The 11,540-nt window shown below is 29.1% G+C and carries 12 protein-coding genes; 5 read left to right on the top strand and 7 right to left on the bottom strand.

The window, feature by feature from the left end; translation table 11 throughout:
- Positions 1 to 6: 6 nt before the first annotated feature.
- On the bottom strand, positions 7 to 1,995 hold the full coding sequence (locus R3X25_RS05880; RefSeq protein ID WP_317672796.1) for a PKD domain-containing protein: 1,989 nt from the start codon (positions 1,993 to 1,995) through the stop codon (positions 7 to 9).
- Between the two features lie 110 nt (positions 1,996 to 2,105).
- Positions 2,106 to 3,164, bottom strand: a complete 1,059-nt coding sequence (locus R3X25_RS05875) for a hypothetical protein (protein WP_317672794.1) — start codon at positions 3,162 to 3,164, stop codon at positions 2,106 to 2,108.
- 115 nt (positions 3,165 to 3,279) lie between these two features.
- Between R3X25_RS05875 and R3X25_RS05870 the strand changes: the two genes are divergently transcribed.
- On the top strand, positions 3,280 to 3,861 hold the full coding sequence (locus tag R3X25_RS05870; RefSeq protein WP_317672792.1) for a sigma-70 family RNA polymerase sigma factor: 582 nt from the start codon (positions 3,280 to 3,282) through the stop codon (positions 3,859 to 3,861).
- Position 3,862: 1 nt separating this feature from the next.
- Positions 3,863 to 4,594, top strand: coding sequence for a hypothetical protein (locus R3X25_RS05865; protein ID WP_317672790.1), 732 nt, complete (start codon positions 3,863 to 3,865; stop codon positions 4,592 to 4,594).
- 5 nt (positions 4,595 to 4,599) lie between these two features.
- Here R3X25_RS05865 and R3X25_RS05860 read toward each other — a convergent pair whose 3' ends face one another.
- Entirely contained in the window at positions 4,600 to 5,328 is a 729-nt protein-coding gene (locus tag R3X25_RS05860) for a hypothetical protein (RefSeq protein WP_317672788.1), read from the bottom strand.
- Positions 5,329 to 5,356: 28 nt separating this feature from the next.
- Positions 5,357 to 6,196 carry a hypothetical protein gene (locus R3X25_RS05855; RefSeq protein WP_317672786.1) on the bottom strand — a complete coding sequence of 280 codons (840 nt, stop codon included), beginning with the start codon at positions 6,194 to 6,196 and terminating at the stop codon, positions 5,357 to 5,359.
- Between the two features lie 133 nt (positions 6,197 to 6,329).
- Between R3X25_RS05855 and R3X25_RS05850 the strand changes: the two genes are divergently transcribed.
- The 3 genes from R3X25_RS05850 (at position 6,330) to mscL (ending at position 8,515) form a co-directional block, all read left to right on the top strand.
- Positions 6,330 to 6,944 carry a thymidine kinase gene (locus tag R3X25_RS05850; protein WP_317672784.1) on the top strand — a complete coding sequence of 205 codons (615 nt, stop codon included), beginning with the start codon at positions 6,330 to 6,332 and terminating at the stop codon, positions 6,942 to 6,944.
- Positions 6,934 to 8,037 carry an alanine racemase gene (gene alr / locus R3X25_RS05845; protein ID WP_317672782.1) on the top strand — a complete coding sequence of 368 codons (1,104 nt, stop codon included), beginning with the start codon at positions 6,934 to 6,936 and terminating at the stop codon, positions 8,035 to 8,037. The genes R3X25_RS05850 and alr overlap by 11 nt, the downstream gene beginning before the upstream one ends.
- Positions 8,038 to 8,107: 70 nt before the next feature.
- On the top strand, positions 8,108 to 8,515 hold the full coding sequence (mscL, locus tag R3X25_RS05840; protein ID WP_317673411.1) for a large conductance mechanosensitive channel protein MscL: 408 nt from the start codon (positions 8,108 to 8,110) through the stop codon (positions 8,513 to 8,515).
- Positions 8,516 to 8,586: 71 nt separating this feature from the next.
- Here mscL and R3X25_RS05835 read toward each other — a convergent pair whose 3' ends face one another.
- The 3 genes from R3X25_RS05835 to R3X25_RS05825 are packed head-to-tail and all read right to left on the bottom strand — an operon-like array spanning position 8,587 to position 11,497.
- Positions 8,587 to 9,132 (bottom strand): MOSC domain-containing protein, encoded by a 546-nt coding sequence (locus R3X25_RS05835; protein WP_317672780.1) that lies wholly within the window; start codon positions 9,130 to 9,132, stop codon positions 8,587 to 8,589.
- Positions 9,132 to 10,628 carry a GH3 auxin-responsive promoter family protein gene (locus tag R3X25_RS05830; protein WP_317672778.1) on the bottom strand — a complete coding sequence of 499 codons (1,497 nt, stop codon included), beginning with the start codon at positions 10,626 to 10,628 and terminating at the stop codon, positions 9,132 to 9,134. The genes R3X25_RS05835 and R3X25_RS05830 overlap by 1 nt, the downstream gene beginning before the upstream one ends.
- Positions 10,628 to 11,497 carry a M23 family metallopeptidase gene (locus R3X25_RS05825; protein ID WP_317672776.1) on the bottom strand — a complete coding sequence of 290 codons (870 nt, stop codon included), beginning with the start codon at positions 11,495 to 11,497 and terminating at the stop codon, positions 10,628 to 10,630. Before R3X25_RS05825 ends, R3X25_RS05830 begins: the two co-directional genes overlap by 1 nt.
- Positions 11,498 to 11,540 lie beyond the last annotated feature (43 nt).

Here is an 11,540-nt window from a genome sequence, read left to right as displayed (position 1 = left end):
AATTAGTTACAGTTTCCAAATAGCATACAAATGAAGTTGCGAATGCGGTTGATTAAAATTATAAATATAACGCGCACCTAAACTTGGACCAATACGTGAAGCACCAATGGTTATATCTCCAAAAATTCCATAATTAATATCTGCAAAAGATGTTGATATGTCAATTTTTTCTGAAGTATTTAAAAAATCGATAGGATCACCTTTTTCTCCGTTAAAATAACTGAAATAATTTGATGTAGAAGTTCCATTTGATTTGTTAGAGATATCTAATGAAATTTGAGTACCAACACCTAATCCAATAACGCCATTTAAATTATATCGAAACGAAATTGGAACCACATCTATATTAATTTTTTTATAATCAATAGCGGTTTCTTTTTCTAACAACGCATTGTCTATAACCGCTCCAGCAACATCAATTCTACCAGTTTCTTGAATTAAATTTTCAATATCAGAAAAATTATGTGTACTTATCATTAATTCGGCTTGTACATATTTTTTGTACGATTTATAGGGTGAAATTGTTGCTCCAAAAAAGTAACTTTTGGAATTGTCTAAATCTGGAAAACTATTATAACCTGCCTTTGCACCTATTGAAATTCCAGGAGAAAAACGCGAAGTAGATGTGTTTGTAATTATAGGCTCATTTTTATCAAAAATAATAGCTGTTTTACTTTTTGAAGGTTTTTTATGAAAATCCTTTCCAAATTTCAACGAGTATTTTACAAAACCTTTGGTAGAATCTTTATCGTGAACATTTTTTTGTGCAGTTCCAGGTAAATAAATATTTTTAAACTGAAACGAAATCTGATCTTTAGAAATTATGGTATCCAAACAACTGTAACGTACTTCTTGCTCATCAGGGCAAATGGGACATTTTGGATACATATCCAACACTTCCAAGGAAGATTTATCTAACATTTCAGGAATATCTACATTTAGTTTTATTAAACGCGCTGGACCTTCACCATCATTTTGAAATCGTACACGATATTTTAATCGTTTAAATCGAACCAATCTATAATTCAATCTTGTATCATAAACTGCCATTTTATTGGGATCGTGAGAGGTTACAATCTCCATTTCTTTAGTTTGTACTTTATGGGAATCGTTTCCACGTTCTGGCACATAAATACTTCGTATTGAAATAACAGCGCTAGTATCTTTCAACATTTCAGGCGTTGTTTTCAATGTAAAAAACATAGTACGTTCTTCATTTGGCTCCATAGTATCAAAATCGTAGATTTTAAAATCGTGATAATATGCTTTTGCTTCTTCTAAAGTTAATGGTAAGTTTTGCTTTAAAGTATCTGCTACTATTAATTTTTCATCCAAAAAAGTTGAAATTCCAGTAGTTTGAATTAATTCTTCTTTTGAAGTATTATTAGTAGCTAACACTTTTTCAGAAATCTCTTTTTCATTATTGTACAAACGCGTATCTATTAACTCAAAATTCTTTGCTTTGTATTTTTTTTCATTAAAAAATAAATAAATTTTACCACTTGTTGGGTATTCTTTGTCATTTCCATAACTCACCAAAAATTGTATTTCTTCTTCTGGAACTGGCTCACGATTTGTTTGTAAACGAAATCCTCCATAACTACTATTTAAATTATGTTTTTCATTTAAAGAAACATCAATATTATCTTCTGCAACACTTACATCTTTTGGTCTTGTAGTTGGTGGTTTTCCATCATCATAATTATTGGTAACAGACAGTTTTACTTCATAATTACCTTTGTTTTTATAAGTGTGAATTGGTTTTTCTTGAAAACTATAATTGCCATCACCAAATTCCCAATAATAGGTGTAAAAAGCTTTTGGTGCTCCTGCAATTTGATTTAAAGGTGGAACATCTGGGTTTAACGAAACTTGATTTCCATTGAGTGTATATACAATATCTGCTGTTCGTGGAATAGTATCTTTTTGAATTTCTTGCGCTGAAATTTGCACACAGAAAAACATCAAAATTATTGAAGTAAATAGTGGTTTCATTAGTAGTAGCTTTTATCAAATATATAAAAAAGGAATTTAGTTTATAAAATGAAATAACTGCAACGCTTAAAATAAGCGTTGCAGTTTCAATTAAATTATGGGGACTTTAATTAAGGTAAAGCATTTATCATTGCTTCTAAAGCTGGTTGCGTTGTTGGACTTAAACTGGTAACAACTTCTATATGATCTTCTACTACCGTTGTTCCTTGAATTGCGTAATGTAATTCGTCATCTATCTCTGTTACAACTATAATATGTACTTCTTGTCCTACTGGAATTAATCCGTAATGTTCTGTAAACATTTCTAACGTAGTATTCCAAACATCCATTCTTGCTAAAGCTGTTGGTTCACCATCGTATGATAAATATACTGCACAGTTATCAGCATTATATCCTTCTGGAACATCAACATAAATTTCTGTTTTTGGACCTGTATAACTATACCATCTGTCTAGGTTTGTCCATCCAAAAGTTCCAATATTGTAATTGTAAGTTGCATACTCACCATCGGCACCTTGACCGTCTTTTATTTGTGCATCGTCTTGTTCTCCATTATTATCTTCATCAGCTTCCACCCAATCACCTTCTCCGTCAATTTCATCACAATTATTTTCTAATGAGTCACATTCAGTTCTAAAAATTTTCATACCTCCATCTAAATCCGAAAAATCAACAGGACGACTTTGAACTTCAGCCATTTCTAATAATTCTAATTCATTTGTTCCTTGTTTTGCATCAATAAAAAACTGACCCGCAGATTTTAAAGCTTCTTTGTCTCCATTTGCTTTTTTACCTAAAGTTGATCGGTTTTTAAGTACCATTGCAGCTTTATCGTAAATTTCAATTAATTGTATAATAACATTTCCAGTAACTGGAGTTCCATTAATTCCAAAAGCGTTTGGTGGAAAAGTTACTTCAGTTCCATCATTTCCAACAATTACACCTCCTGTTGCAGCATCTAATGTAAATTCTTGAAGCTCATTGTTTCTATTATCTAAAAATCGTTCGTTTAAAGCAATTCCATCTGGTTGTGGATCAAAATTTGGTTCATCTGTTTCATCACAACTTACTGCCGAAACTGTAAGTGCAATTGTTAAAATTCCTTTTAAAATGTTTTTTGCTACTCTACTGTTATTTAAGTTAGCGATGTTTAATTTTTTAGTTTTCATAATTATTAAATTTTAAATTGTTTTTATTTGTTTTACACTTACATATCAACACACTTTAAAATTTGTTACCCCTTTTTCAGAAAAAAAAATTAAATTAGCTACAATTACTTGCTAAATGAGCGTTAAAAAACATCCAGATCATATATATGTAGAGGCTTTGCTAAAAAATAATAGCAAAGTGCTTTCAAAAATTTATGAAAAATATTCACCTAAAATTGTTGCTATGGTGAAAAAAAATAGTGGAAATGCTGATGATGCTCAAGATATTATTCAAGAAACTTTAGTAACTATATTTCATCAAGCAAACGAAAAGAACTTTATACTAACGTGTCCGTTTGATGCTTACTTTTATTTATTATGTAAACGTAGATGGTTAAACGAATTGAAAAAAAGAGGAAATAATAGGGTAACAATTGTTGAAGAAATTACATCTATTACTGAAGAGCAAGAACAGCAAGTTGAAGAAACTGAAATTTATGAACAACAACATCAGCTTTTTGAAAAAATGTTTAAAGAATTAGGACAAAAATGTCAGGAACTTTTAAAAACTACTTTCAAAATAAAATCGATGGAAAAAGTAGCTGAAATTTTAGGTGTAACTTATGGTTATGCTCGTAAAAAGAAATCGCAATGTTTGGGACAAATTACCAAACTTGTGAAAAACTCAAACGAATTTCAACAACTTAATAGTTACTAAAATGAAGGAAGATAGATACATATTATTTGAAAAATACTTGAGCAACGAACTCACTAAAGATGAGCTTTCTTATTTTAATTTAGAATTACAAACAAACATAGATTTTAAACAAGAATTTGAAATTTATAAAAATTTAAATTCTTCACTTTCTTCTAAATTTGAAAATGAAGAAAAAGAAACTGAATTACGTGCAACTTTAACTTTATTAGGAAAAGAATTTAATAAAGAGGAAAAGAAAGGTAAAGTAATTACATTGAAAAGACTTCGCCCACTAATGGTTGCGGCAAGTATTGCTTTATTAATTGGATTTTTCTTATTTAATAATGGTAACCCTGTGTATGGTGATTTTGCAAATCACAACCAATTAGAATTAGTAGTTAGAAGTGATAATAATTCTGCTATTTCTAAAGCTGAAGAAGCATTTAATAACAAAAATTACAAAACTGCATTTGCACAATTAACTATTTTAGAAACTGAATTTCCAAATGATACTGAAATTATGTTTTATAAGGGAATTTGCCTACTAGAACTTGACAAAACTTCACAAGCTGAAACTATTTTCACAACAATTTCCACTGGAAATTCCGCCTACAAGTACAATGCAACTTGGTACAAAGCATTAACCTATTTAAAGCAAAAACAATTTGAAAACTGTAAAAATACACTTAAAACAATACCTGAAAGTGCTGAAGAGTTTGAGTTGGCTCAAAAACTTTTAAAAAAATTAGAATAAAAAAATTACTTATTTCTACTTTTTAAATAATAAGGTAATATTTTATTTTTTCCATGTTCAAAACGAGTTTGGCAATTGCTTATTTCACCTTCAAATTTTAGTTCTTTAGGTACAGCCAAATTAAAAATTCCTTGACCTTTTGCTATTTTTTTAAGCCGATGAAGTGCTTTATCAGATAACTTTTTATATAAAGGCTCTAAAACCTCACATTGCTCAAATTTGCCATTTTCAACATCCCATTTTTTTGCTTTTTCACCAACAATAATTTCTTTAGAAAAATAAACTTTGCTTAATAATGGAAAAGAAAATTTAAGAACTTTTTGAGAACCTTTATTAGCAAATTGCACAATTTCATTATTTCTCACAATAAAAAAACGAATAAAACCACTATCCATATTAGAAAGCTGGGTTGCGGCAATTGCGGCAATTCCTACTCCGTTTATTTCGTGACCTTGCTTTATTCTTTCAGTATCAAACCACTTATAAAAATCTCTAATTTGACTTATTGAAGTATATTTTAAATTGCCCGTTTTTAAAGTTAAGTTATAAACATTGGCTTGTTTCCAGATCTTGGTTTGCTTTTTTCTATCGTTTTTCAACCAACAGCCACCATTTAAAATAGTATTACCTGTTTCCTTTTGATACGCTTTTAACGATTTCCACTCTTGAGCTTCTATTCCATTGCATTCAAAAAACACAATGAACAGAAAAAAGATTCCAAATTTATAATTCATTCATAAAAACTAACTTCAATTAAAGTTATTACAAAAACTTACGCTCAATAAGAGAAACTAAACGATTTTCATAATCCTCTTTATTAGTCCAATTATAATCTGGTTTTACAAATTTGTTTAAAAAACTTTTTGCTTCTTTTTCTGTTTTAAAAGAATTTAATTGAGATAAAACACGGTTAAAATCTTCTTGACTTCCATCAAATAAATTTTTAACAAACGCTATTCTATCATTTAAACCTACTTGAATATTATCTTTAAATAAAGAATCATTAAGTGACACTTTTTTATCTTCAATAATTTCCTCAACTTTTTCAAAACTTTTTTCAATTACAGGTTCTTCTTTAGTTGCTCGCTCAAACAAATTTGTAGCAATATCTGCAGAAATTGCATTTTCAAGCTCTTGTTCTAAACTATGTGTAATTACGTCAGGTTCTGTTTCTTCTTCTTCAATAAAAGTATTTTCTTTTTCTGTAAAAAGGTCTTCTTCTACTTCTATAAATTCATTATCTATAGTATTAGGTTCTAATTTTTCTTGTTCAGATACTATTTTTTCATTTTCAACACTTTCATTTTCAATAGTTGATGTTAATTTAATTTCAGCTTCTTTTTCAATAGTGTCAACAGCAATTACCGATTCTTCTATTTTAACATTTTCAACTTTTTCAACTACAGCCGCAGGTATATTTTCAACAACTTCTTGTTTTTCTATAGCTTCAACGTTCAAATTATTCTCCACAAATTTTAGAATAGTTAATTTTTCGTATAACTCCTGCGATTTTTTATGAAGACTCAAAATATCTTCATTATTTTTCTTATCTAAAATGCTGTTTGCCAGACTCACTAATTCAGCTTCTAATTTTTTGTGCATAAGTTGATTTGTTATTTAATTTTTTGCTGTATTATTTTTAATAAATTTGTTTCGTTAAAAATAAAACTCTTTTTTGATGTTTTTATTTTTTTTAGAAAAAAAGTTATAAACCTTTCAAGCGTGAAATTACAAAATGTTTCTTGAAAATACTGTAAATCATACTGAACAATTTGGCTGGATAGAAGTAATTTGCGGCTCAATGTTCTCGGGAAAAACCGAAGAATTAATCCGTAGGTTAAAACGTGCGCAATTTGCCAAGCAAAAAGTAGAGATTTTTAAACCTGCAATTGATGTTCGTTATGACGAAGAAAAAGTAGTCTCGCACGATGCTAACGAAATTAGAAGTACGCCTGTACCTGCATCTGGAAACATTCGAATTTTAGCAAACGATGTTGATGTTGTTGGAATTGACGAAGCTCAATTTTTTGATGACGAAATTGTAAGTGTTTGTAACGATTTAGCCAACAGAGGAATTCGAGTAATTGTTGCTGGATTGGATATGGATTTTAAAGGAAATCCGTTTGGTCCAATGCCTGCACTTATGGCAACTGCCGAATATGTTACTAAAGTACATGCTGTTTGTACTAGAACTGGAAATTTAGCACATTATAGTTATAGAACAGCTGCTAGTGAAGATTTGGTTTTACTTGGCGAAACACAAGAATACGAGCCATTAAGTAGAGCCGCTTACTATAAAGCTATGCAAGCACAAAAAAAGAAAAAATCCGAACAAAAGGATGAAAAATAATCATGTAACTACGCTAGAAATTGATTTAGATGCTATTGATTTTAATCTCAATTTTTTTAAATCTAAACTAAAAAAAAACACTAAAGTTTTAATAGTAGTTAAAGCTTTTGGTTATGGTAGTTCTTCTATAGAAATAGCAAAATATTTAGAAAAAAAAGTTAACTATTTTGCTGTTGCTTATTCCAACGAAGGAATTGCTTTACGTGAAGCAGGAATTAAAACACCTATTTTAGTATTACACCCACAAGTAGCAAACTTAAAAACACTTATTGAATTTAATTTAGAACCAAATATTTATTCAGAAAGAATTTTAACTGAATTTATTAAAGTTTCTAAAAAAGAAAATAAAATCAATTACCCTATTCATTTAAAAATAAACACAGGATTAAATAGGTTAGGATTTTCAGAAAATAATATTGATAACATTTTAACACACTTTAAAAATACCAATACAATAAAAGTAGAATCAATATTCTCACATATTGCTGCAAGTGAAGATTTAAACGAAAAAGATTTTACACTTCAACAAATAGCTACTTTCAATACTATTTCAGAAAGTTTTATTCAAAAATTAGAATATTCTCCTATAAAACACATGCTAAATACCTCTGGAATTATTAATTATTCTAATGAAGCGCAATTTGATATGGTTAGACTAGGAATTGGATTGTATGGCTTTGCAAACCAACAAGATATAACTTCAACCCTTAAAAATGTATTGCAATTAAAATCTATAATTTCTCAAATTCACACTATAAAAAAGGGAGAAACTGTTGGATACAATAGAGCTTTTAAAGCTAAAAAAATTATAAAAACTGCAACTATACCTATTGGACATGCTGATGGAATTTCACGCCAATTAAGTAATGAAAAAGGATATGTTTACATCAATAATCAAAAAGCTGCTATAGTTGGAAATGTATGTATGGATATGATTATGGTAGATGTTACCAATATTAAATGTGAAGAAGGTGATGAGGTTTTAATTTTTAAAAACCAAGAACATATTAACCAATTAGCCAAAAACTCTAACACTATATCATACGAATTGCTTACTGCTATTTCGCAACGCGTAAAAAGAGTGTTAAAATAATGTTAACGTTTTTGAGAATTTTTTAATATATTGCACCACTATTAATAACTAATACTTATAAAAAATGGGAATGTTAAAAGAATTTAAAGATTTTGCAATGAAGGGTAACCTTGTTGATATTGCAGTTGGTTTTGTAATGGGTGCTGCATTTAAAGCAGTTGTTACTTCATTTACAGGTGGAATTGTTTCTCCACTTATCGGATTAATATTTAATTCAGATTTAAAAGACTTAAAATATATTGTAAAAGACGGAGTTGCTGATGAAGCTGGTAAAGTTGTTGGTGAAGTAGCTGTTTTATATGGAGATTTTATTACAAACATTATTGATTTTATTATTGTTGCTTTTGTAATGTTCTTAGTAGTAAAAGCTGTTAATAAAATGAATGAGAAGAAAGAAGAACCGGCTCCAGAAGAACCAAAAGGACCAACTCAAGAAGAGTTATTATCAGAAATTAGAGATTTATTATCAAAAAAATAAATAAGTTAAACCAAACTTTATTTAACTACAAAAAAGGCTTACAGTAAAATGTAAGCCTTTTTTAATTAGTATTATTTCTTTTTAGTTTCGTATACTTCAGCAATAGTAGAAGAATTATTTGCTAGTTTTAGTAAAATTAATTGATCACCAACTTGTACTTTTCCAGTTTGAAGTACTTTAAAATAAACGCCACTTTTTGTTGAATTCCAGAATTGTTTTAATATTTTTTGAGTTCCAAAAACCAATCCCAATTTAATACAAGGCTCTCTTGGTTTTGTTACTTCAATAATTGTTTCACCCAATTTATATTGTGAACCTACGTAAATTTCAGTTTCCTCAAGGTTAGAGATGGTTAAGTTTTCGCCCATTAAACCAAAATGTAAATCTATATTAGGATACAATTCTCTCCAATATCTATAATGATTTTCAGAATAAGCATACACTGCTTTTTCAATTCCACCGTGGTATCTTCTATCAATTACAGCATCATTTTCAACATCGGTTTCACCTAAAAAAATAGCGCCTTCAATAGGATTTTTAAAAATACCTGTTTCAATTATTTTTCCTTTATAATTAATACTTCTTTTTTCTCCAATATTAACTGAAACTACTTTCATTATTTTTCTTTAAAATTTGATAAGTTATCTGCAATTTTACGATCATTAGATAAACGAGGAACTTTATTTTGACCTCCAAGTTTCCCTACTGATTTCATATACTTATTAAATCCTCCTTTTTCAATGGCAGTAATTTTTAAAGGTTGCAGTATTTTTCCTTCAATTAAATCAAAATAGTAGCTGTTTTGTTTTTGAAGTTCAGCATCAATTTTTAATGCAAATTCATCTATATTACTTGGTTTGTTTACAAATTCCACAAACCACTCGTGATAAGGCAAACCAATTTCAGGTGTAATTTGAGGCGCAACAGTAAATTCACTTACCGAAATATTGGTTCCTTTAGTATTCATATTTATTGCTTCCTCCACTTCTTTACCAATAACATGCTCACCAAAAGCTGAAATAAAATGTTTAATTCTACCCGTTACAACAATTCGTGGCGGATTTAAAGAAACAAATTCTACTGTATCTCCAATATTATAAGCCCACAAACCTGCATTTGTATTTAAAATAATTACATAGTTTTCTCCTAACTTAACATCTTTAATACTTAAACGCGTTGGATTTTCATTGTAAAATTCTTCAGAAGGAATAAACTCATAAAACATTCCGTTGTTTACAAGTAATAGCATTCCTTTTTCAGCTTGTTTATCTTGATAAGCTATAAACCCTTCTGAAGCTGGATAAAATTCAATAGCATCAACTTTTCTACCAATTAATTCCTCAAATTTATTTCTATAAGGCTCATAATTTACCCCACCGTAAACAAATAAATTAAAGTTTGGAAATACTTCACCAACCTTTTTTCCAGTACGTTCAACTATACGTTCAAAGTACATTTGCACCCATGAAGGAATTCCACCAATAAGTGTCATATCTTCATTTATAGTTTCATCAATTACGGCTTCAACTTTAGTTTCCCAATCTTCAATACAATTAGTTTTCCAACTTGGCAAACGGTTTTTTGTTAAGTATGAAGGTACGTAATGTGCTGAAATACCTGAAAGTCTTCCAGTTTTTATTCCATTAGTATCACTTAACTCTGGACTACCTTGAAGAAAAATCATTTTTCCGTCTAAAAAATCTGTTTTTTTAGTTTCGTTAATATACATTAACAGTGCATTTCTAGCCGCATTTATATGATTTGGTACAGATTCTTTAGTTAAAGGAATGTATTTTGTTCCTGAAGTTGTTCCAGAAGTTTTAGCAAAATAAGTAGGTTTTCCTTTCCATAATATATCTGGTTTTCCTTTTACAACCTCTTCAACGTATGGTTTTAAAGCCTCATAATCTCTAATTGGAACTTGTTTTTTAAAGTCTTCATAATTTTTTATTTGGCTAAAATTATGATCTTTCCCAAATTTGGTATTTCCAGCTTCTGAAATCAGTTTTTTAAAAACTTTTTTTTGTGTTTTTACTGAATTAAAGCTGTACTTATAAATTCTGTTTGCAATAGATTTTGCAAATGGTTTCGCTAAAACTGATTTAATATTCATTATTCAAAATCAATATAATTAGTTGGGTTTACAGGATAACCTTCATTCCAAAGTTCAAAATGCAAATGTGGTCCAGTACTTAATTCTCCGGTATCTCCAGCCGAGGCAATAACCTCTCCAGATTTTACTAAATCGCCTTGTTGTTTATGTAAAGCTGTATTGTGTTTGTAAATTGAAGTATAGCCTCCTGCGTGTTTTACAATTATTACATGTCCTGTTTGTGCTGTCCATTCAGCAAAAATAACAGTTCCGTCTGCTACTGACTTTACAGGTGTATTTACTTCAACAGCAATATCAACAGCATAATGTCTTTTTTGAGAATCATACCCATCAGTTAAAGTACCTTTTACTGGGGAGAAAAAAACAACATCAGCGCTTTTGGTTGCTTCAGAAAAAATACTGTACCTATCAACTGCTTCAACTTGTTGTCTAAACTCTAAATCTTGGTTTGAGGGTTCTAAATTTACGGAATCTCTATCCACATGAAAAGTTTGCAAAATTGAATCTCTATCAAAAATTACTTCTGGAATTTTTCCGGTTAACAATTCTTTTATTTGATTTATATAAATTGTATTCACATTAACAATTTGTTGTAGTGAATCTGATTTATACACTAAATCTGCTGCTTTTTTATTTAATTTTGATGAAGAATAACCTGGTATGTATTCTTTAACTGGCGTAAATGCAATAAAAAAAATAGTTCCAACTATTAATAAAATAGAAAATAAACTTCCAAATATAAACACATTTAAACGTGTTAATTTAAAAGTTAATTTTTCTTCAAATGTATCTTCGTTTAGAATTACTAAACGATATTTATTGATGAGTTTTCTTTTAAAAGTTCTTTTATTTTTTGAGGTTTTCGCCATAAAGATTATTCATACAAAGATACAACGAAATTTTGTTACTTTA

It is taken from the genome of Lutibacter sp. TH_r2, from assembly GCF_033101135.1.
In the GTDB taxonomy this organism is placed as follows: domain Bacteria; phylum Bacteroidota; class Bacteroidia; order Flavobacteriales; family Flavobacteriaceae; genus Lutibacter.
This window is presented reverse-complemented; position numbering and strand designations above follow the sequence as displayed.

What these genes read in the sequence shown, in the direction of transcription:
- R3X25_RS05880 (WP_317672796.1), bottom strand. Translation starts at nt 1,995, where the DNA reads ATGAAACCACTATTTACTTCAATAATTTTGATGTTTTTCTGTGTGCAA.
- R3X25_RS05875 (WP_317672794.1), bottom strand. Translation starts at nt 3,164, where the DNA reads ATGAAAACTAAAAAATTAAACATCGCTAACTTAAATAACAGTAGAGTA.
- R3X25_RS05870 (WP_317672792.1), top strand. Translation starts at nt 3,280, where the DNA reads ATGAGCGTTAAAAAACATCCAGATCATATATATGTAGAGGCTTTGCTA.
- R3X25_RS05865 (WP_317672790.1), top strand. Translation starts at nt 3,863, where the DNA reads ATGAAGGAAGATAGATACATATTATTTGAAAAATACTTGAGCAACGAA.
- R3X25_RS05860 (WP_317672788.1), bottom strand. Translation starts at nt 5,328, where the DNA reads ATGAATTATAAATTTGGAATCTTTTTTCTGTTCATTGTGTTTTTTGAA.
- R3X25_RS05855 (WP_317672786.1), bottom strand. Translation starts at nt 6,196, where the DNA reads ATGCACAAAAAATTAGAAGCTGAATTAGTGAGTCTGGCAAACAGCATT.
- R3X25_RS05850 (WP_317672784.1), top strand. Translation starts at nt 6,330, where the DNA reads ATGTTTCTTGAAAATACTGTAAATCATACTGAACAATTTGGCTGGATA.
- alr (WP_317672782.1), top strand. Translation starts at nt 6,934, where the DNA reads ATGAAAAATAATCATGTAACTACGCTAGAAATTGATTTAGATGCTATT.
- mscL (WP_317673411.1), top strand. Translation starts at nt 8,108, where the DNA reads ATGTTAAAAGAATTTAAAGATTTTGCAATGAAGGGTAACCTTGTTGAT.
- R3X25_RS05835 (WP_317672780.1), bottom strand. Translation starts at nt 9,132, where the DNA reads ATGAAAGTAGTTTCAGTTAATATTGGAGAAAAAAGAAGTATTAATTAT.
- R3X25_RS05830 (WP_317672778.1), bottom strand. Translation starts at nt 10,628, where the DNA reads ATGAATATTAAATCAGTTTTAGCGAAACCATTTGCAAAATCTATTGCA.
- R3X25_RS05825 (WP_317672776.1), bottom strand. Translation starts at nt 11,497, where the DNA reads ATGGCGAAAACCTCAAAAAATAAAAGAACTTTTAAAAGAAAACTCATC.